This is a genomic window from Halobacillus yeomjeoni, from assembly GCF_020171525.1.
GTDB classification, from domain to species: domain Bacteria; phylum Bacillota; class Bacilli; order Bacillales; family Halobacillaceae; genus Halobacillus; species Halobacillus yeomjeoni.
In genome coordinates this window covers 153,462-173,942 of the sequence record NZ_JAIVAI010000004.1, presented here as the reverse complement: position 1 = coordinate 173,942, position 20,481 = coordinate 153,462, and the positions used below count along the sequence as shown (strand labels likewise).

Annotated in this window: 25 protein-coding genes; 20 read left to right on the top strand and 5 right to left on the bottom strand. The window is 42.4% G+C overall.

Annotation, left to right across the window (positions count from 1 at the left end):
• Nucleotides 1-30: 30 nt before the first annotated feature.
• From rpmH to LCL89_RS12630, 8 genes are all read left to right on the top strand, one after another.
• Complete coding sequence (rpmH, locus tag LCL89_RS12665; protein ID WP_197316891.1) at nucleotides 31-165, top strand: 50S ribosomal protein L34; 135 nt, start codon at nucleotides 31-33, stop codon at nucleotides 163-165.
• A 66-nt stretch (nucleotides 166-231) separates the two neighbouring features.
• Complete coding sequence (rnpA, locus tag LCL89_RS12660; protein ID WP_197316892.1) at nucleotides 232-579, top strand: ribonuclease P protein component; 348 nt, start codon at nucleotides 232-234, stop codon at nucleotides 577-579.
• A gap of 87 nt (nucleotides 580-666) precedes the next feature.
• Entirely contained in the window at nucleotides 667-1,428 is a 762-nt protein-coding gene (gene spoIIIJ, locus LCL89_RS12655) for a YidC family membrane integrase SpoIIIJ (protein ID WP_197316893.1), read from the top strand.
• On the top strand, nucleotides 1,425-2,039 hold the full coding sequence (gene jag, locus LCL89_RS12650) for an RNA-binding cell elongation regulator Jag/EloR (protein WP_197316894.1): 615 nt from the start codon (nucleotides 1,425-1,427) through the stop codon (nucleotides 2,037-2,039). The genes spoIIIJ and jag overlap by 4 nt, the downstream gene beginning before the upstream one ends.
• Nucleotides 2,040-2,291: 252 nt before the next feature.
• Nucleotides 2,292-3,668 carry a tRNA uridine-5-carboxymethylaminomethyl(34) synthesis GTPase MnmE gene (gene mnmE, locus LCL89_RS12645; protein WP_224810405.1) on the top strand — a complete coding sequence of 459 codons (1,377 nt, stop codon included), beginning with the start codon at nucleotides 2,292-2,294 and terminating at the stop codon, nucleotides 3,666-3,668.
• A gap of 23 nt (nucleotides 3,669-3,691) precedes the next feature.
• Nucleotides 3,692-5,581 (top strand): tRNA uridine-5-carboxymethylaminomethyl(34) synthesis enzyme MnmG, encoded by a 1,890-nt coding sequence (gene mnmG / locus LCL89_RS12640; protein ID WP_224810404.1) that lies wholly within the window; start codon nucleotides 3,692-3,694, stop codon nucleotides 5,579-5,581.
• An 18-nt stretch (nucleotides 5,582-5,599) separates the two neighbouring features.
• Nucleotides 5,600-6,316 carry a 16S rRNA (guanine(527)-N(7))-methyltransferase RsmG gene (gene rsmG / locus LCL89_RS12635; RefSeq protein WP_224810403.1) on the top strand — a complete coding sequence of 239 codons (717 nt, stop codon included), beginning with the start codon at nucleotides 5,600-5,602 and terminating at the stop codon, nucleotides 6,314-6,316.
• 117 nt (nucleotides 6,317-6,433) lie between these two features.
• Nucleotides 6,434-6,934, top strand: a complete 501-nt coding sequence (locus LCL89_RS12630) for a metallophosphoesterase family protein (RefSeq protein ID WP_224810402.1) — start codon at nucleotides 6,434-6,436, stop codon at nucleotides 6,932-6,934.
• A gap of 42 nt (nucleotides 6,935-6,976) precedes the next feature.
• On the opposite strand, the gene nei is transcribed toward LCL89_RS12630, so the two are convergent.
• Together nei and LCL89_RS12620 are read right to left on the bottom strand one after the other, a co-directional pair.
• Entirely contained in the window at nucleotides 6,977-7,801 is an 825-nt protein-coding gene (gene nei / locus LCL89_RS12625; RefSeq protein WP_224810401.1) for an endonuclease VIII, read from the bottom strand.
• 63 nt (nucleotides 7,802-7,864) lie between these two features.
• Nucleotides 7,865-8,734, bottom strand: a complete 870-nt coding sequence (locus LCL89_RS12620) for an SDR family oxidoreductase (RefSeq protein WP_224810400.1) — start codon at nucleotides 8,732-8,734, stop codon at nucleotides 7,865-7,867.
• A gap of 17 nt (nucleotides 8,735-8,751) precedes the next feature.
• On the opposite strand from LCL89_RS12620, the gene LCL89_RS16890 reads away from it, so the two are divergent.
• Nucleotides 8,752-8,982, top strand: a complete 231-nt coding sequence (locus LCL89_RS16890; protein WP_224810399.1) for a GNAT family N-acetyltransferase — start codon at nucleotides 8,752-8,754, stop codon at nucleotides 8,980-8,982.
• A 32-nt stretch (nucleotides 8,983-9,014) separates the two neighbouring features.
• On the opposite strand, the gene splB is transcribed toward LCL89_RS16890, so the two are convergent.
• Nucleotides 9,015-10,043 (bottom strand): spore photoproduct lyase, encoded by a 1,029-nt coding sequence (gene splB, locus LCL89_RS12610; RefSeq protein ID WP_197316902.1) that lies wholly within the window; start codon nucleotides 10,041-10,043, stop codon nucleotides 9,015-9,017.
• Nucleotides 10,037-10,297, bottom strand: coding sequence for a transcriptional regulator SplA domain-containing protein (locus LCL89_RS12605; protein ID WP_224810398.1), 261 nt, complete (start codon nucleotides 10,295-10,297; stop codon nucleotides 10,037-10,039). Before LCL89_RS12605 ends, splB begins: the two co-directional genes overlap by 7 nt.
• 128 nt (nucleotides 10,298-10,425) lie before the next feature.
• Here LCL89_RS12605 and LCL89_RS12600 point away from each other — a divergent pair, with 128 nt between their 5' ends.
• The 5 genes from LCL89_RS12600 (at nucleotide 10,426) to LCL89_RS12580 (ending at nucleotide 14,759) form a co-directional block, all read left to right on the top strand.
• Nucleotides 10,426-10,971 (top strand): GNAT family N-acetyltransferase, encoded by a 546-nt coding sequence (locus LCL89_RS12600; RefSeq protein WP_224810397.1) that lies wholly within the window; start codon nucleotides 10,426-10,428, stop codon nucleotides 10,969-10,971.
• 468 nt (nucleotides 10,972-11,439) lie between these two features.
• Nucleotides 11,440-12,300, top strand: coding sequence for a nucleoid occlusion protein (noc, locus tag LCL89_RS12595; protein ID WP_224810396.1), 861 nt, complete (start codon nucleotides 11,440-11,442; stop codon nucleotides 12,298-12,300).
• 90 nt (nucleotides 12,301-12,390) lie between these two features.
• Nucleotides 12,391-13,164: a ParA family protein gene (locus tag LCL89_RS12590; protein WP_224810395.1), complete on the top strand. Its 774-nt coding sequence runs from the start codon at nucleotides 12,391-12,393 to the stop codon at nucleotides 13,162-13,164.
• Nucleotides 13,145-13,993 carry a ParB/RepB/Spo0J family partition protein gene (locus LCL89_RS12585; protein WP_224810394.1) on the top strand — a complete coding sequence of 283 codons (849 nt, stop codon included), beginning with the start codon at nucleotides 13,145-13,147 and terminating at the stop codon, nucleotides 13,991-13,993. The genes LCL89_RS12590 and LCL89_RS12585 overlap by 20 nt, the downstream gene beginning before the upstream one ends.
• Before the next feature lie 58 nt (nucleotides 13,994-14,051).
• On the top strand, nucleotides 14,052-14,759 hold the full coding sequence (locus LCL89_RS12580; RefSeq protein ID WP_224810393.1) for a DUF554 domain-containing protein: 708 nt from the start codon (nucleotides 14,052-14,054) through the stop codon (nucleotides 14,757-14,759).
• A gap of 46 nt (nucleotides 14,760-14,805) precedes the next feature.
• On the opposite strand, the gene yyaC is transcribed toward LCL89_RS12580, so the two are convergent.
• A complete protein-coding gene (gene yyaC / locus LCL89_RS12575; protein WP_197316909.1) occupies nucleotides 14,806-15,426 on the bottom strand; it encodes a spore protease YyaC in 621 nt (206 codons plus the stop codon).
• 89 nt (nucleotides 15,427-15,515) lie between these two features.
• Between yyaC and LCL89_RS12570 the strand changes: the two genes are divergently transcribed.
• The 6 genes from LCL89_RS12570 (at nucleotide 15,516) to ssb (ending at nucleotide 20,471) form a co-directional block, all read left to right on the top strand.
• Nucleotides 15,516-16,535 (top strand): YkvI family membrane protein, encoded by a 1,020-nt coding sequence (locus LCL89_RS12570; RefSeq protein WP_224810392.1) that lies wholly within the window; start codon nucleotides 15,516-15,518, stop codon nucleotides 16,533-16,535.
• Between the two features lie 50 nt (nucleotides 16,536-16,585).
• Nucleotides 16,586-17,467, top strand: a complete 882-nt coding sequence (locus LCL89_RS12565) for a mechanosensitive ion channel family protein (RefSeq protein WP_224810391.1) — start codon at nucleotides 16,586-16,588, stop codon at nucleotides 17,465-17,467.
• A 21-nt stretch (nucleotides 17,468-17,488) separates the two neighbouring features.
• Nucleotides 17,489-17,686, top strand: a complete 198-nt coding sequence (locus tag LCL89_RS12560; RefSeq protein WP_197316911.1) for a DUF951 domain-containing protein — start codon at nucleotides 17,489-17,491, stop codon at nucleotides 17,684-17,686.
• A gap of 750 nt (nucleotides 17,687-18,436) precedes the next feature.
• Entirely contained in the window at nucleotides 18,437-19,534 is a 1,098-nt protein-coding gene (gene ychF, locus LCL89_RS12555) for a redox-regulated ATPase YchF (protein ID WP_224810390.1), read from the top strand.
• A 142-nt stretch (nucleotides 19,535-19,676) separates the two neighbouring features.
• A complete protein-coding gene (gene rpsF, locus LCL89_RS12550) occupies nucleotides 19,677-19,970 on the top strand; it encodes a 30S ribosomal protein S6 (RefSeq protein ID WP_197316913.1) in 294 nt (97 codons plus the stop codon).
• 12 nt (nucleotides 19,971-19,982) lie between these two features.
• Complete coding sequence (gene ssb, locus LCL89_RS12545; protein WP_197316914.1) at nucleotides 19,983-20,471, top strand: single-stranded DNA-binding protein; 489 nt, start codon at nucleotides 19,983-19,985, stop codon at nucleotides 20,469-20,471.
• Nucleotides 20,472-20,481 lie beyond the last annotated feature (10 nt).

The window sequence follows — 20,481 nt, the reverse complement described above, 5'->3', positions numbered from 1 at the left end:
TATGGAATTTTCCTCAGGAGGTGTATATATATGAAACGCACATTTCAACCAAATAATCGTAAGCGTAAAAAAGTACACGGCTTTCGTGCGCGTATGAGTACTAAGAACGGTCGTAAAGTACTACAACGCCGTCGTCGTAAAGGAAGAAAAGTATTATCAGCATAGGCCACTGAAAAAATCAGTGGTCTTTTTTCTAGTATATGAAGATTTATAGCAGGGTGGATCTTTGACATGAAGAAAGCTTACCGAATCAAAAAAAATGAAGAATTTCAGAAAGTGTTCCAGCATGGTGAGTCCTTCGCGAATCGTCAACTGGTTCTTTACTATTTGAAAAAACAAGAACAAAACCATTTCCGCATTGGATTGTCGGTCAGTAAAAAAATCGGACCTGCTGTAGTGCGAAATCAGGTGAAGCGTTACTTGAGACAAGCTTTTAAAGAACTTGAAGACCAGATTCACCCTGACTATGATTTTGTGATCATTGCTAGAAAACCAACCAACAAAATGAATTTTCATGAAATTAAGAAAAGCTTGAACCACGTTTTATCGAGGTCCAAGCTATTGAATAAAACGAAATAAGAGTCAATTCTCACGATTCGTCCGTGCAGGAAACAGGAGAAGTCGTAGAGAATTAGTGAAGAGAGTTTCAGTAAGGAGGAAGGAACGTTGCGCAATAAGATTATAGCACTCCTTGCCATGTTAGGTGTGCTTGCGTTCCTATCCGGGTGTATGGAAGTCAACCAAGAAATCACCCAGGATAGCACAGGATTTTGGAACGAATATGTAGTATTCCCATTGTCGAAGACACTTTTGTATTTCGCTGAATTGACGGGTGGAAGTTATGGTTTGGCGATTATCATCGTAACCATCATCATCCGTGTTCTATTGCTGCCTTTGAACGTTAAACAATTGAAAAGTTCAAAAGCGATGCAGGACATCCAGCCTGAACTAAAAGAGCTGCGTGAAAAATATTCATCTAAAGATGCACAAACTCAGCAGAAACTGCAGCAAGAAACGATGCAGCTTTTCCAAAAGCACGGGGTCAATCCACTAGCAGGTTGTTTACCGATTATTGTGCAAATGCCTGTTTTGATTGGCTTTTATCATGCAATCATGAGAACGGATGCCATTCAGACTCATGACTTTCTTTGGCTGCAGCTGGGGACAGCTGATCCATTCCTAGCGATTTTGACAGCTGGAACGACATTCCTTCAGCAAAAGTTGATGATGGCAGGCGGAGCAGCAGCTCAAAACCCGCAAATGCAAATGATGCTGTATATCATGCCGCTTATGATCGGTACATTCGCATTCTTCTTCCCATCAGCACTTGCGTTGTACTGGATTGTCGGTAACATCGTGATGATTCTTCAAACGATATTCATCCGTAAACCTATGATGGATAAAGCGACGGGAGGAGCAAGCGAGTGAAGCAAATAACTGCTACTGGAAATACAGTTGAAGAGGCGGTCCAATCAGCACTAGAACAAATGCAAACATCGAAGGACCAAGTGAATATCGATGTCATTGATGAAGGAAAAAAAGGATTTCTCGGATTTGGGAGCAAACCCGCAATCGTAAAAGTATCCATTCAAAAAGATCCAGTGCAGGATGCCGAATCATTCATCTCAGAAGTAGCAGAACAAATGGGGGCTCCTGTTTCAATCCAATCAGTAGTCAAAGATCGTGATATAGCGATGCAATTAGAAGGAGAAAAAATTGCGATTCTGATTGGCAAACGTGGTCAAACCCTTAATGCTTTACAATACCTGGCTCAATTAGTCGTCAACCGGGAGTCTGATCAGTATTTCACCGTCATGCTCGATGCTGAAGGTTATCGAGAAAGGCGGAAGGAGACACTTGAAAACCTGGCTCAGCGCCTGGCTGATAAAGCCATCCGAACCGGTAAAGACGTTAGACTAGAACCTATGCCTTCGTATGAACGAAAAATTATTCATACCGCTTTGCAGAATCATAAAAAAGTAAATACAGACTCAGATGGTAATGACCCACGTCGACATGTAGTGATCCGTCCATCTTGAGCTTTTTGATAAGTACTTCTATCCGGTTTTCTGGATAGAAGTACTTTTTTTGCATGAATTCTTTTGCTTTTAAAGATTGAATAAGGAGTTATACACATGTGGATAATGGATTTTAAGATATCTATTCAAAAAATATGTTGATATCTTTTCAAAACACACGGGTGTGTGGTAATCTAATAAGTTAGTGACTACTAAAATTTCTTTTTATGTGGATAAATAAATCATGGAAAAAAATCAAGGAGGTGAGCGCGTGTGGAAACAGATACAATAACCGCCATATCAACCCCTATGGGAGAGGGTGCCATTGCAATCGTACGATTGAGTGGACCACAAGCCGTCTCGATTTCAGCAGCGCTTTTTCAAGGGAAGGATTTAAATGAAGTCGATTCCCATACGATGCATTACGGTAAAATCATCGATCCTGAGACGGGTGAAATGGCAGAAGAAGTGATGGTATCCGTCATGCGTGCGCCAAAAACTTTTACGAGAGAAGATATTGTAGAAATCAATTGTCACGGCGGTCTGGTGTCTGTCAACCGTGTACTTGAAATAGTGCTTGCCAGTGGTGCTCGCCTTGCTGAGCCTGGAGAGTTTACAAAACGAGCGTTCTTGAATGGGCGTATCGACCTTTCACAAGCTGAAGCTGTAATGGATTTGATCCGGGCCAAAACAGACCGTGCAATGAATGTCGCTTTGAAGCAAATGGATGGTCGTTTGTCGAAATTGATTCAAGAGCTCCGTCAAAAGTTATTGGAGACGCTTGCTCACGTAGAAGTGAATATCGATTATCCCGAATACGATGATGTAGAAGAAATGTCGCATGAAATGATGAAAGAAAAAACAAGAGAAGTCCATGAAGAAGTGACAAAGCTGTTGGAAACTGCCCGCCAAGGTAAAATTCTCAGAGAAGGATTAGGTACAGCCATTATTGGGCGGCCGAACGTCGGGAAATCCTCATTGATGAACGCCCTTGTCCATGAGAATAAAGCGATTGTTACTGAAATTCCAGGAACTACTCGAGACGTCATCGAGGAATATGTGAATGTCAGAGGAGTACCTTTGCGTCTGATCGATACAGCCGGAATCAGGGAAACAGAAGATATCGTTGAAAAAATAGGTGTCGAGCGATCTCGTCAAGTTTTAAAAGAAGCTGACCTGATTTTATTTGTGTTAAACTATGGGGATGAATTGAACGATGAGGATGAGAAGCTGTTTGAAGCCATTTCAGACATGAATGTCATCGTAATTGTAAACAAAATGGATTTAGAGCCAAAGTTAGATATAGAGCGAGTCAAAGAATTGGCAGGCGATCATCCGGTCATTTCCACTGCACTAGTAAAAGAAGAAGGGATCGATCAGCTGGAAGAAGCGATAGCCAATACATTCTTTGAAGGGGAACTGGACAGTGGGGATATGACCTATGTATCCAACGTTCGCCATGTGCAATTGCTCAAGCAAGCGAAACAAGCTCTGGAGGATGCTCAAAACGGTATGGAAATGGGTGTACCTTTAGATGTGGTACAAATCGACGTGACTCGTACCTGGGAGATCCTCGGAGAAATTGTTGGGGACACGGTCCATGAAAGCTTAATTGATCAATTGTTTTCACAATTCTGCTTAGGGAAATAACATTAAAAAGGAGAGACAACCAAATGACATATGATGCAGGGCATTATGACGTTATTGTAGTTGGTGCCGGTCATGCAGGGGTTGAAGCTGGGTTAGCTGCAGCAAGAAGAGGTGCGAAAACCTTGATGTTGACTCTTAACCTTGACCTGGTTGCGTTTATGCCGTGTAACCCGTCAATCGGAGGACCGGCAAAAGGAATCGTTGTCCGTGAAGTGGATGCACTAGGCGGTGCAATGGGGAAAGTCATTGATAAAACGCATATCCAAATGCGTCTGCTTAACACTCGTAAAGGACCGGCCGTACGTGCATTAAGAGCACAAGCCGACAAACCTTTATATATTAAAGAGATGAAACGTATCCTGGAAAACCAAGAGAATTTAACGCTTCGTCAAGCGATGGTCGACAGCTTGATTGTTGAAGATGATGAAATCAAAGGAGTCGTTACGGAGACAAAAGCTGCGTATTATGCTCCGACTGTCATCGTCACGACAGGGACATTCATGCGTGGCCGCGTGATTATCGGTGACCTTTCATATGAAAGCGGCCCGAATAACCAACGCTCAACCGTTTCACTTTCAGAGCAGTTGGAGGAACTCGGCATCGACATGGTTCGATTCAAGACTGGTACACCTATGCGTGTGAACAGTCATACGATTGACTATTCGAAAACCGAGATTCAACCAGGAGAAGAGGAGCCCCGGTCATTCTCTTATGAAACTACGGAATTCATTACCGATCAGATTCCATGCTGGCTGACTTACACAAACGAGGAGACGCATAAGATCATCAATGACAACTTAGGATTGTCAGCTATGTATTCAGGTGCAATTAAAGGGACAGGGCCTCGTTATTGCCCTTCCATTGAAGATAAGATTGTCCGATTCAACGATAAACCGCGTCACCAAATTTTCCTCGAGCCAGAAGGTCGAGACACAGAGGAAGTTTACGTACAAGGTCTTTCTACTTCACTGCCTGAATATGTCCAAAATGAAATGATGAAGACGGTCCCAGGCCTTGAGAATGCAGAAATCATGCGGGCGGGTTATGCTATCGAATACGATTCAATCGTGCCTACCCAGCTCTGGCCGACCCTTGAAACGAAGAAGATTTCAGGATTGTTTACCGCGGGTCAGTTGAACGGAACTTCTGGTTATGAAGAAGCAGCCGGTCAGGGGCTGATGGCAGGAATTAACGCTGCTGCCAAGGCACTTGACCTTGAAACTCTTGTCCTTGACCGTTCACAAGGGTATATCGGAGTCATGATTGATGACCTTGTTACAAAAGGTACAGGGGAACCATACCGTTTGCTGACATCTCGTGCTGAATTCCGTTTGATGCTCAGACACGACAACGCTGATTTGAGATTGACCGAAATCGGTTATAACCTTGGGTTGATTCCTGAAGATCGATACGAGCGATTCAAGGAGAAAAAACGGTTGATTGAAGAAGAGAAAAAACGCATAGATAAAGTCATTCTTAAAGAAACCGATGAAGTACAGGCGGTCATCGAAGAAGCGGGTGGATCGAAACTTAAAGATGCAATCCGTGCCATCGACCTGCTGAAACGTCCAGAAATGAAATATGAGCATATTGAAAAGCTGACTCCTAGTGACGTGAATCTTCCTGCAGATGTAAAAGAGCAAGTGGAGATTCAAGTGAAATACAGCGGTTATATCAAGAAAGCTCTGGAGCAAATCGATCGTATGAAGAAAATGGAGAATAAGAAGATTCCGGAAGACATCGATTATGATGCGATTCATGGTTTGGCTACAGAGGCACGTGATCGATTGAAAAATGTTCGTCCACTATCAGTAGGACAAGCTTCTCGTGTTTCAGGAGTCAACCCGGCGGACGTTTCTATTCTTCTTGTGTATATTGAACAAGGAAATATCGCCCGCGTGTCTGGTGAATAATAACGAAAGGATGGACTTATGGATACAAACACCTTTCTAAAAGCACTGAAAGAACAAGGTATCGAATTAAACGACAATCAGCTTCAGCAGTTTCAGCGTTATTTTGAAATTCTTGTCGAATGGAATGAAAAAATGAACCTGACTGCGATTACGGACCAAGAAGGTGTTTACCTTAAGCACTTTTATGATTCACTGACGGCAGCAATGTACTTTGATTTCAGTGAACCGCTCCGCATTTGTGATGTAGGAGCGGGAGCTGGATTTCCGAGTTTACCGCTTAAAATCGCCTTTCCGCATGTGAAAGTCACGATTGTGGATTCTTTGAAGAAGAGAATCACATTTTTGAATCACCTGGCTCATGAATTGGGACTGGATGATGTCGCTTTTTATCATGACAGAGCTGAAAACTTCGGAAAAAACGCTAAGTTTCGAGAAGGTTATGACCTTGTCATGGCGAGAGCAGTCGCCAGAATGTCAGTTCTAAGTGAGCTTTGTCTACCTCTTACTTCGAAAGGCGGTCATTTCATGGCTATGAAAGGGCCGGGTCTTGCAGAAGAATTGGAAGATGCGAAAGTCGCGATTCAAACGGTAGGAGGAGAAGTGAAGGATATTCATACCTTCTCGCTTCCGGAAGAAGAAAGTGAACGCAATATCGCCATTATTGAAAAGCGCAGAAAAACACCCAAGAAGTACCCGCGAAAAGCAGGTACGCCAAATAAAGCACCCATCCAATAACAGGGCCCCCTCGAAGATCTCGAGGGGGTTTCTACTTTCATACTTGTCATTTCGACATCATGAAAAGAACAAATTCACGGGCTGAGTGTATAATTCAAGATAGGAGGAAGAGGAAAAATGAAACTTATTGTCCTCTCAGATACTCATATGCCGAAAAAAGCCAAACAGCTTCCCGGTCGTTTGATTGAAGAGTTAAAGGATGCTGACCTAATCATTCATGCAGGGGATTGGCAGACCGTAGAGGTTTATCATGAGTTGAAAAAATACGCACCCGTTCGAGGTGTCTATGGAAACGTTGATGGGGAAGACATCAAACGGTTGTTTCCTTCACAACTGGTATTTGACGCTGATGGGCATGAAATTGGAGTCATTCATGGGCATGGTGAGAAAAAAACGACTGAAAAAAGAGTCATAGAAGCTTTCGAAAAAGAAGATGTAAGTTTGATCATCTTTGGTCATTCCCATCTTCCCCTTCTTCGCTATTACAAGAATAAGCTCCTTTTCAATCCAGGCTCTGTGACAGACAAGCGCAAGCTACCTTATTACTCTTTTGGTAAATTGACAGTCAGCGAAGAAATTCAAGCTGAACATATCTTTTTTAAAACCACAGAAGAGTAGACATGAGAAAAACCGTAATCCCCTGAACAAATGGTAAGGGGATTACGGTTTTTTTTGACATGTCGGGCAGTAATAGCATCTTCGTGAACCAGCAGTGAATTTTATAATTTCAGTTCCATCAATGCGGCATGGCTGCCCAGCTCGATTAAAGACCCAATGCCGATATTCATATCGCTTTGCACCTTTTGCTTTGAGTGATTCCGCCAACTCAATGTCGTTCGTTATCCCTTTATTTTCATAAGAACGCCACATCAAATCTATCGTAGCTTCTGCTGCCTTCGTCAACTGGTCTTCTGTACAATCGACCGGACGAAGATCGGGATGGATGTTTGCAACAAATAGGATTTCACTTCTCAAATAGTTTCCAATGCCCGCTATAAATGATTGGTCTAAAAGAAGTGATGTCCATTTGCGGTTTCGGAATCGTTTTTCCATGAATCTGGATTTTAAATCTTCAGCACTGACTCGCTCATTCAGTACATCAGGTCCTATTTTCGCAATGAACGGATGATGGGGGACCTCTTCATAACGCATGACTTCAATATCCGAAGCACTGTAAAGTAAAGCTGACTTTTTTTCGTTGTGGATGGCTAAACGTAGTTGGCGATTTGTTTTCGGATAATTGTAAGCATTACGGATCACCCATTTCCCGTAGAGTTGATTATGCGTATAAATCGTGAACCCGTTGTCGAAGCGAATGAGCATGGCTTTTCCTTTCGTTTCCACACGGGAGATAAAAGAGCCTTGTAACATCGATTCATATTGTTGAAGATGTTCAAAAGCGAATGAAAGATCCAGTACAGGGCGTCCAATCACAGCTTTTTCTACTTGATCTGCTGCACGTCTTATTTCAGGACCTTCAGGCATACGTTTTCTCCTCCTTAAATATTAGTTTGAGCAGGAAGGAGAAAAACTGCAAGAAAGAATATGTCAACTGGACGTATACATGCCGCCATTGATATGAATGAACTGGCCTGTCATGTATGAGGAGTCTTCAGATGCCAGTAACACATAACTTCCGACATGTTCCACCGGCTGTCCAGGGCGTCCCATTGGAGTATTGGTACCGAACTCAGCCACCTTATCCTCTGAGAATGTCGATGGGATCAGCGGTGTCCAAATGGGGCCGGGTGCAACTCCATTGACTCGAATCCCTTTACTCACCAATTGTTTGGCCAATGAACGAGTGAATCCTACGACTGCTCCTTTTGTAGATGTATAGTCTACTAAATCAGGACTTCCTACATAAGGTGTTACAGAAGCTGTGTTTATGATAGAACTTCCCTTCTGCAGGTGAGGCAGCGCTGCTTTTGTCATATGGAACATGGCGAAGATATTCGTTTTGAATGTTCGTTCCAGTTGTTCAGAAGTAATGTTCATGATGTCGTCCGTCGGGTGTTGTTCCGCAGCATTGTTTACTAAGATATCCAGCTTACCTAGTTTATTGACAGTCTGCTCTACGGCTTCCTGACAGACGGACTCATCTCCGATGTCACCTGGAATCAATATACAACGACGTCCCTGCTCCTCGACCATTTTCTTCGTATACTCAGCATCATCATGCTCTTCTAAGTACGAAATCGCTACATCTGCACCTTCTTTTGCAAAACCGATAGAAACAGACCTGCCGATGCCGCTGTCTCCACCTGTAATCAAAGCTACTTTCCCTGCTAACTTATTACCACTTTGGTACTCTTCATCTGCCTGTACAGGTCTTGGTGTCATTTCGCTTTCTATACCAGGTTGTCGGTTTTGGTGCTGAGCTGGCTGTCCTTCTGTCTGGCGGTTCATAAAGTCCATAGTGTGCCTCCTTAAATTTGTTTGGTATAGTAAGCATTCCACTTTCAGGAAAATATCAAACAAATGAATTTTCGATAAAAAATTGTGGTTACGGAAAAAGATTGATGGAAGCGGTCGAGCGCATGGCGGCCGACCAGCAATGTGCATACGTGGAGCTGGATTATTGGATAGAAAATGAGGAGGCGAGGAGATTTTATATGAACAATGGATTTGAAGTTTACCGTGAGTGTGTTCGAAAAAAATTATAAAACTCCCTTCCTTTGATAGGAAGGGAGCTGTATCAAGTGAAATATTCCAGAGAAGCTTCAGGGAAGTATTGGTTGATATAACCGCCTAATGTGTCTTTCATTTCTTCCTGCTCATCTTTTTGATAAACATATTTTCCGATCCCATAACGACCCCACTTATATTTTCGCTTCTCTTCATCCATTTCCAGCTTCGTCATAGGGTAATTCTTTTGAATCACTCTTTTCGCCGGCTTCGTAAATCGGTGCTGAATCAACTCGAATGTCAAATCTTTCGTCGCATAATCAGGAAGCTTGTCCTGCAGCTTTTCAAAAAGGATTCGATACCCTTCCTTCCAATCATCATAAAGGTAAATGGGAGCTATGATGAATCCGAGTGGGTAACCGGCTTTGGCTACTTTTGCAGCGGCCTCGATCCGATCGTCTAATCTGGAGGTCCCCGGCTCCAGGTATTTGATGACATAATCAGCATTCATACTGAACCGGAAACGAGTTCGCCCATTATGTTTTGCATCCAGAAGGTGATCGACGTGAGCGAACTTAGTAACAAATCGTAGACGGCCGCGTTCCGACTCACCAAAGTATTCAATCGCTCGTTTCAGTGTATGAGTAAGGTGGTCCACTCCCACGATATCTGAAGTACAACTGGCCTCGAACCTCGTCTCTTCTGGTGCTCGTTCCTTCATATATTGTTCTGCGGCATCGAATACCTCTTCCACATTCACATACGTACGGATGTACGGTTTGCTCCCCATCGTCGTCTGCAAATAACAGTAATGACAATGTCCCATACAACCGGTAGCCAGTGGTATGGCATATTCCGCTGAAGGTTTGGAGGTATCGAATTTAAGGGTTTTTCGGACACCGACGACAAGCGTCGATTTCGCCATTCGATACTTTTGAAAGTCGTTTTCACCTGGCAGGTTTCTTACTTGGTTATGGGAGGTCGTTTCACGGATTTCTATACCCATACCTTCAAATTTCTCTTTCAACTCGCGCCCCAGTGGATACTCTAAAGCTCTTGGTTCGATATAGACCAACTCTGGAATAAAAGGTTTTACCACAACTGTCCCTCCGTATTCGTTCCTCCGAAAGTATCGAAATATGCTTGTTCAGCCTCTCTTTGGGAAGCGTAAACCGCAATGGCGGAGTCCAGTGGAAAATAGGATTCGTATAGAAATAATGCAAGTTCACCAGGCTGTTCAGGATTATTGACGACAGCAGCTTCTTGTATATTGGCCACATCATATGTGTGGGGGTTTCGATATATGACATAAACGACATCCCCGGGTTGATACTGATTTTGTTGAAGATCCATGCCTACACCTACTTTTCAGTTTTGTGCTCATTCTTCCACAAAAACATTAAATTATTACAATAAGCAGGTTTTCATTTCACGTCGGTTATGAAAAGATATAATGAATAACTTGATGAGGAGGAATAGAAATGGCAGCTTCCATACAGTTAGAAACCCACCGTATGCACCTTAAACCTTATTCTGTTTCACAAGCTGAAAAAGTGAGTGAACTTGCAGGAGACAAAGAGGTAGCAGCCACTACTTTCGTGCCTCATCCATATACCGTTGACCATGCCATGGATTGGATCCGATCTCATGAGAAGTGGCTTGATGAAGGGAAGGCCTACCCCATGGCAATGACTCTTAAAGAAAGTGGAGCCCTTGTAGGAACGATGACATTGCGTATCGATACCCTACATAACAAGGGTGAGTTAGCTTACTGGGTCGGCAGACCTTTCTGGAATCAAGGTTTGGCGACAGAAGCGGCCGTACGGATGATCGAATATGGTTTTGAAGTATTGAATTTGCAGCGAATATGGGCTGCAGCCCTTTCGGGTAATCCGGGATCAACCAAAGTTATGCAAAAAGCCGGGCTGAGTTATGAAGGAACATTAAGAAAAGATCTGCTTCACAGGGATGAATATAAAGATATAGACGTATATGGCTTGATCAGGGACGATCTTCATCATAGTTGATCATAATTTAAAAAATAAACTCAGGAATAGAAGTGAACAAGAGCATTATGCTTTGTTCACTTTTTTATTTCCTCGAATCATAAATGAATGCAGATTATAACTAAATGAGACTAAAGAAAGGAGAATGTCATATTCACATTTGATGTGAAGATTTTTTCCGTTCCCAAGAAGATTTTAGAAATATATCGACTTTTTCTGCTATAAAAATGGAAGGTCGAGTAGGCATTTATAAATGAAATTCCAATGATTCCTACATTTCTTTGCTATTTTTCGACATGATTACAATCCAATTTATCAATCTTGAAGATACTTTTACTAGATTAAATATGATAAAATGAATAAAGAATAAAAATCGGCATACGTATGCGCAGCAGCCCGAAGATCTGCAGCGCTTTTTTCTATTCGAGATTCTCTAATCAGAGAGAAGAATCCGACGTGTGCTTGATCGTATAAAGGTGGTGTCTGATCGTGTTACATCCTTTTGGTCGTTTGTTTGGGCTGGGGGAAAAAACGGATACTGAGAATGACAGCAAAGAGGAAGTGTACAACCCTGATGAAGTTGTGCAAATCCCAGTAGAACGAGTCCAGCCAAACCGTTACCAACCACGAGCTATTTTTAACAACGAGAAGATCAGCGAACTAGCCCAGACGATACATACGCATGGGATGATTCAGCCGATCGTTCTCCGTCGGTTAGATGAAGAAAATTATGAATTGATTGCTGGAGAGCGCAGATGGCGTGCTGTTCAATCACTTGGGTGGGAGACCGTTCCCGCGATCATAAGAGAAATGAATGACTCACAAACGGCATCTGTGGCATTGATCGAGAACTTGCAACGGGAAGAATTGACAGTTATTGAAGAAGCTGTCGCTTATGCGAAATTGATTGAAATTCATGAGCTCACCCAGGAAGCCCTGGCGCAGCGACTAGGAAAAAGTCAATCAACAATTGCCAACAAACTGCGTTTGCTCAAGCTCCCGGAAGCTGTGCAGCTCGCCGTGATGGATAAAAAGATTACCGAAAGACACGCAAGAGCATTAATCGCTGTGAAAGATCCTGAAATTCAGGAGAACATTCTTAATGAAATTATTGAGAAACAGCTAAACGTCAAGCAAACCGAGGAACGGATTGCAAAGTTGAACGAATCAAAACAGAAAAAGAAAAAACCGAAACTCAAAGGTGTCAATAAAGATATGCGAATTGCTATGAACACGATAAGACAATCGTTGAGCATGGTGACGGACACAGGAATAGATTTAGAAACGAATGAAGAAGATCACGAGGATTACTATCAAATCACCATAAAGATACCGAAGAAAAAATCATAGGCTTCACTACCCATCTTGACTGTTGTGAGATGGGGATTTTTTTAACTAAAGGTACTATTAAGGAAAACGAATGAAAAGGCAGGTGACTTTATGGGGAAAGTCATTTCGATTGCTAATCAAAAAGGCGGGGTTGGAAAAACAACAACGGCCGTTAATTTAAGTGCATGCCTGGCATATTACAACCATAAAGTTCTTTTAGTCGATATCGACCCGCAAGGCAATGCGACAAGTGGCGTAGGAGTAGAAAAGGGTGGCGTCGACCAATGCATTTACAATGTCCTTGTAGAAGACGCCAGCGCCCATGACGTTCTTACATCCACCATGGTGGAAAACTTGGACGCCATTCCGGCCACAATCCAGTTGGCAGGTGCTGAAATTGAGCTTGGACCGACCATATCCAGAGAAGTAAGGTTAAAACAAGCGGTTGATAAGATCAAAGATGAGTATGACTATATCATTATTGATTGTCCACCTTCTTTAGGATTATTAACTTTGAATTCGTTGACAGCTTCTGATTCGGTCATCATTCCAGTCCAATGTGAGTTTTATGCGCTGGAAGGATTGAGTCAATTGTTGAATACCGTACGCCTGGTTCAAAAACATATGAATCACCGATTGATGGTAGAAGGTGTACTCCTGACAATGTTTGATGCTCGTACAAATTTAGGGATACAAGTCATTGAAGAAGTGAAGAAATATTTCCAAGACCGTGTTTACCAATCCATTATTCCAAGAAACGTACGTCTCAGTGAAGCGCCCAGCCATGGAAAACCTGTTATATTGTACGATCCTAAGTCCCGTGGTGCTGAAGTATATCTAGAATTCGCAAAGGAAGTGATCGCTAATGGCGAAAGGGTTAGGTAAAGGCCTTGGTGCTTTTTTCTCGGATGTCGAACAACAAAAAGGCGAACATATGACTGAAGTTCCATTAAAAGATTGTCGACCGAACCCTTATCAACCAAGGAAGCATTTTCAAGAAGAATCGATTCTTGAGTTGAAACACTCGATTGAAAAGCATGGTGTCCTTCAGCCGTTAATTGTGAGAAGGAGTATTAAAGGCTACGAAATCGTCGCCGGTGAACGGAGATACAGGGCAGCCAAAATGGCTGGTTTGACGGCTGTTCCTGCCATCATACGTGAAATGTCCGATCAGCAAATGATGGAAATCGCTCTGCTTGAAAATCTTCAGAGGGAAGATTTGACAGTGATTGAAGAAGCGAAAGCGTATCAAAGTCTAATGAATGAATTAGATTTAACCCAAGACATGCTTGCTAATCGGATTGGCAAGAGCCGGTCACACATTGCCAATTTTGTAAGGTTACTTTCTCTGCCTGCAGATGTTATTAAGCGAATGGATGATGGTGGATTATCGATGGGTCATGGTAGAGCACTCCTCAGCTTGAAAGATAGGAAAAAATTACTCCCTCTTGTAGAAAAAATTGAAAAAGAGGGGCTCAATGTCCGCCAAGTGGAGCGAATGGTCTACGATTACAATCAAGAAAAGACAGAGAAAAAGAAAGAGGATAAGAGAGATATTTTCTTGAAAGAACAGGAAGAGCATTTGAAACAACGCTTAGGGACAGGAGTAACCATTCATAAAGGGAAGAGAAAAGGAAAAATAGAAATTGAGTTTATGAATGAGGACGATCTTGAGCGTATTTTGAAGTGGTTTGAGTCACCATCGGAGAAGTAGTTGTTCAACAAATAATTATTAAATGTTTCACGTGAAACAAAGTATCGGAGAGTAGGGCATGGTATTATTCGGAACAATCGTCAATGGCTTATGTATATTTGTCGGAACTATAATCGGTTTATTTTTCACAAAAATTCCTGAACGATATAAAGAAACCGTTATGCACGGCGTAGGACTAACGGTGATGTTGATCGGTCTCCAGATGGCATTTAAAACTGAAAACATCGTAATCGTATTATTGAGCCTTTTATTCGGAGCAGTCATTGGAGAGGCTATGCGTTTAGAAGAGAAGCTGGAGGGAATAGGGCGGTCCCTCGAAAGGAAGTTCACGAAGCCTGATGAAAAATCGACGATTGCCCAAGGTTTTATTACAGCCTCTCTTATTTTCGTCATTGGTGCATTAGCTGTCATTGGAGCATTAGACAGCGGCCTGCGCAATGATCATGAAATTTTAATCACGAAAGCAATCATTGATGGATTCATTTCTCTCGTTTTGACCACAACGTTAGGGATCGGCGTCATTTTTTCCATTGTTCCGGTCGTTCTCTACGAAGGATCCATTGCACTATTAGCCACTCAAATCAATCAATGGATTCCTAAGAGTATGCTTGAAATGTTGATCAATGAAGTGACTGCTGCAGGTGGGTTAATGATCGTTGCCATCGGGCTTAACATCCTTAAAATAACAAAGATACGAGTTGCCAACCTTCTTCCCGGATTGATTGTTGTAGGGTTGATTGTCTTTGTATTAAGGGAAATTCAATAAAGTAAAGACAAAAAAACGAAGCCGTATGCTTCGTTTTTTTTTTGATTCAAGCGCGTTTTTTCTTGAAAGTGTTTCTTTTTATAGTAGAAAAAGGAGGTATCTCTACTCGTTTTTTGTGTCTTTCTATATCAGCTATTTTAATAGAAGCAGCCACCTTTGCAGCCATTTGCATGACCGTATGGAGACGAGTATTCTGCAAAACGACGTGTTCCATAAATCCGCAGACATTGACCATGCCGCTGATATGGACATCACCAACAGGAGGCAGGTCTTTTTTCAATGCAGACCCTGGAGATATCGATCCTTGCCCAAGCACCACATATCCTACAGATGAAGCTTTACCTAGACAGGCGTCTATGGCAACCAAGAAAGGGTCGGTATGGACTTGGTAGATCAATTCAATTCTTTCTTTAAGGTTTAATGCATGTAGTGGATGTTCAAGAGTTCCATAAACGTGAAATGTTTTTAAATGTTGGTCCTCAAGCATGGATCCGACCAGCGGCCCGAATGAATCACCTGTGGAACGATCTGTCCCTATGCACGCTATTACTACTTCTCTTGAATGGGGAAGCCAATCATTCAAATGAAGACTTAACGTTTCACTCATTGCCGGTTCTTCAATGTTGACACGTCGTTCTTCTTTAGAAAACTTGTCCTTTAGATTCATAGCTTCTCCTCCAAACTCATAGTAGTAACAGTATATAAGGTTTTCCCTCGTTCTATACGTGACAAATACATAGACCTGGAGGAGCGACTATGATCAAAGCGGGTATGAAATGGATGTTTTTAATAATAGGGACGATGATCGGAGCGGGATATGCCTCGGGAAGAGAGCTTTGGCAGTTCTTTGGACAAGATAGTAGTTTAGCCATATTGTTGTTTGCAGTAATGTTTACTATTTGTTGTTTTACGATTATGAACATCAGTTTTGAGAAACAATCCACGCATTATCTCCCAGTCTTAAGGGCAGTTGTAGGTAAGCGTCTTACAGGTATTTACGATTGGATGATCATCCTTTATCTATTTACAACTACGGTGGTCATGCTTGCAGGCAGTGGTGCGACGTGGCAGGCGTTTCATTATTCTTACCGTTTAGGTGTCATTGCCATCGTGATTCCGCTGATCTTGCTTTTTGTGTGGGATGTCAAAGGGCTTGTCGTCGTGAACAGCTTCGTATTACCGCTTTTGATCTCAGGCTTATTGTTTGTATTGATCTTATTCATCAGTGATCAAAATTTATCTCTCTTCGGTCACGTGAGGGAAACCAGTAACTGGATGGCTGCTTTTCCATTCACGGCTTTGAATATCCTGCCGTTGATTGCTGTGTTAGGAGCGATAGGGAACCAGATGAAACATAAAGGAGAGGTATGGATTGCAGCACTGGGAAGCGGGGCTGTTCTCGGAATCATTTCCTATTTATATAACAACAGCTTGATTCAAATTTCTGAACAAATCATTTTATATGAAATTCCCTTATTCGCCATATTAAAACATTATCCGTACGAAATGATGATATTTATGTCGATTATGCTGTGGATCGCTATTTTTACCACTGCAGCATCAGGGACCCTGGGACTGGTAACGAGGTTCCGGAGCTATTTGAATCAGCCGTTATGGATATTGGCGATGGCAATGATCGCTCTGATGCTTCCGTTTACTTCATTCGGGTTTTCTACATTGATTAAAATCTTATATCCGTTGTATGGGATTTTGAACTTATACGTACTTTCGTCCCTTTTAATCCATCCTTTGATTTCTAAATTCAAAATTCGTTGAGAACCTGTTAAAATGATTCTTACAATCATTTTATTTCAGGAGGGGAATTGGTGAAGGATATACAAACTCAAGTGGACAGAACGGTCGAGTATATCACGGGTCCTGAGCTTTGGGTGACGATCGGCTTGGGCGCTTTGGAGATATGCTTGATCTTGCTGGTCTCGCTGATCATTATCAAATTTGGATCGAGACTGGTTACGAGATTCTTTGACAATCGTAAGAAAGGTCCGTTCAAAATTACTCAGCGACGCGAAGCTACGCTGAAAAAGTTGATTATCAATACGCTTTCCTACGTTGTTTATTTTATCTCTTTCATCATGATTCTCGAGACGTTCACCCTCGAAGTGGGTGCTCTCCTTGCCGGTGCCGGTGTGGCAGGTTTAGCCATCGGTTTTGGAGCGCAGAACCTGGTCCGGGATATTATATCGGGCTTCTTCATCATTTTTGAAGATCAGTTTTCAGTCGGCGATTATATTAAGACATCAGGTGTAGAAGGTTTTGTTGAAGAAGTCGGTCTCAGAACGTGTAAAGTCAAATCTTGGACGGGTGAGGTTCATATCCTTCCAAACGGAAATGTTACCCAAGTAACTAACTATTCCATTTACAACAGTATCGCTGTAGTAGACGTCAGTGTTGCATATGAAGAAGACATTGAAAGAGCTGAAGAGGCAATCTTAGAGCTATTGAAGGAACTGCCTGAACGGTACGAACAAATTACTGAAGTTCCTCAATTATTGGGCGTCCAAAACCTGGGGGCATCCGACGTAGTAATGAGGATTATCAGTGAAGTGCAGCCGATGGAACACTGGGTAGTCGCTCGTATACTAAGAAAAGAAGTGAAAAACCGTCTGGATCAAGTCGGAATAGAGATTCCATTCCCTCGTATGGTGATGTATTCCAGGCACGATGAAGCAGAACAAAAACAAGCTTGATTGAAAAGGAGTTCAGATCACATGACCGATAAAAAGTATGACTTACATGATATCGTACAAATGAAAAAACCCCATCCTTGTGGAGAGAATCGTTGGAAAATCATCCGTATGGGTGCCGATATTCGTATCAAGTGTGAGGGATGCGGTCATAGCGTGATGGTACCCCGACGTAAATTCGAAACAAAAATGAAGAAAGTCCTTGAGCATAATGAACAATGAATATTGCTGAAGAAAAGCCTGCCCTTCCGGCAGGCTTTCTCTTGTTAAGTTAGTGATAGATCTCTAAATTTTATTTATTTACAATTAGGCTCTGTTAAAGTCTGTTGTTGATATCTTAAACGATTACTAAATAATCCCCGTCTGAGATTAGGTGTTCGGTCCTTTATTTACTCACAGCATGGGATGGCAGGGAAAACAGTCCGCTTTCCGCGGGGGACGCTTGAGCCTCCTCGAACTTTGTTCTCCGGGGTCTCACCTTGTTCCTTATTCCCGCAGGAGTCTACCTGTTTTCCCTGCCATCCCGTTCGAAGTTGGTGTAACGGACTTCGGTTATGGCCTTTCTGACACTTCTACTTTGAAGAGGCGGCCTTTTAGAATGGCGAGACTCCTGTGGGATAAAGGTACATCGTGAGACCCCGGAAGGCGCAGCCTGAGGAGGCTCGCGGTACCCCACGGAAAGGGAGTCATTCTAAAAGGCCGCCTCCCACAAATTCCAGGAGAGAAAGTGCTGATATGAGCTCACATGTGAAATAACAACACCAGACTTTAACAGAGCCTACAATTAAGAAACAGAGATTATGTGTGATTATCAGTATTAAAACTTTCTTATTTGGTTAGAAAAAGTTGTAAAAACCAGTCTATTCATGCATAGATTTATATTTTCAATCGGTTGTTATTTTCCTATTCAGTATCTATAATTGAAATGACTAACATGCATGTATGTAAATCCTTAAGGAGTGAAAGTCTTATATGGCATTAACAGCAGGAATCGTAGGTTTACCGAACGTAGGGAAATCTACGTTATTTAACGCAATTACTCAAGCTGGTGCTTTATCAGCCAACTATCCGTTCGCCACAATAGATCCGAACGTCGGGATCGTGGAAGTTCCGGATAGTCGTCTAGAAAAGCTTACCGAGCTTGTCAACCCGAAGAAAACCGTACCCACAGCTTTTGAATTCACCGATATTGCAGGAATCGTAAAAGGTGCTAGTAAAGGGGAAGGATTAGGAAACCAATTCTTATCCCATATTCGCCAGGTTGACGCGATCTGCCATGTCGTGCGTGCGTTCGAGGATGAAAACATCACTCACGTGTCAGGACAGGTGGATCCTATTACCGATATTGAAACAATCAATTTAGAATTGATTCTTGCCGACTTAGAGACCGTTTCTAAACGAATGGAGCGAGTAGCTAAAATGGCCCGCCAAAAAGATAAAGAAGCCGTAGCTGAATATGCAGTGCTGGAGAAGTTGAAGGATGCCTTAGAAGCTGAACAACCAGCACGTGCCATCGATTTCAGTGATGATCAAGAGAAGATCGTCAAAGGACTTCATTTATTGACTTCGAAGCCGATCCTTTACGTAGCGAATGTGAGTGAAGATGAAATCGGTCAGGAAGACAACGACAAAGTGAAGCAAATTCGAGAGTTTGCAGCTAAAGAAAATGCTGAAGTCATCGTCGTATGTGCGAAAATCGAATCTGAAATTGCTGAACTTGATGGGGAAGAAAAAGATGAATTTCTAGAAGATCTAGGAATCGAAGAGTCAGGTCTGGATCAATTGATCAAGGCTACGTACAATTTATTGGGACTTGCAACTTATTTCACAGCGGGTGAACAGGAAGTAAGAGCTTGGACATTTAAAGAAGGAATGACAGCCCCTCAAGCAGCCGGCATCATTCATACCGACTTCGAAAGAGGATTCATTCGTGCTGAGACAGTCTCCTATGAAGATTTAGTTGATGCGGGGTCTATGAGTGTTGCCCGTGACCGTGGACGGGTCCGTTTAGAAGGAAAAGAATATTTAGTCCGTGATGGTGACGTTATCCATTTCCGTTTCAACGTATAAGCGTAAAACAGGATCCTTCCGTTTAAGTATTGTAAATATAGGACAACTTTGATATAATACTTCATTGTGAGTAATTAAGAAAAATTACTCCTTGCTCCTATACGATATAGGAGCCGCTAAGTCCATAAGGAGGTGAAAACGGATGAGTAGAAAATACGAAATCATGTATATCATCCGCCCAGATATCGAGGAGGAAGCTAAAACATCTGTCATGGATCGTTTCAGCACTATCCTAACCGATCAAGGCGCGGAGATTGAAGAGGTTAAAGAAGTTGGCAAGCGTCGCCTTGCTTACGAAATTAACGACTACCGTGATGGGATCTATGTAACGATCGACTTCAAAGGTACACGTGAAGCGATCAACGAATTCGACCGTCAAGCGAAGTTCACGGATGATATTATCCGCCACATCGCTGTACGCGAAGATGACAAATAAGGAGTGATTCTGATGTTGAATCGTGTCGTATTAGTCGGCAGATTAACGAAGGATCCTGATTTACGCTATACGCCTAACGGAGTAGCCGTCGCTAATTTCACAATTGCAGTGAACCGTCCATTCTCGAATAACCAAGGTGATCGAGATGCAGACTTCATCAATTGTGTCGTTTGGAGACGTGCTGCAGAGAACTTAGCCAACTTTATGAGTAAAGGCAGTCAAGTCGGAGTTGATGGTCGCTTGCAGACACGCAGCTTCGATAACCAGGAAGGTAAGCGTATATTTGTAACAGAAGTTGTTGCAGATAGCGTACAATTCTTAGAATCCAAAGGTTCTTCCCAAGGTGGAGGAAATCGTGGAGGCTCAGGATTCCAACCTAATCAGAATCAACAACCATCAGGAAATAACTTCGGTTCTAACAACAATAATCAACGAGATGACGACCCATTTGCTGATAATGGGGAGCCAATCGATATATCAGACGACGATTTACCATTCTAAAAAGGAAGGA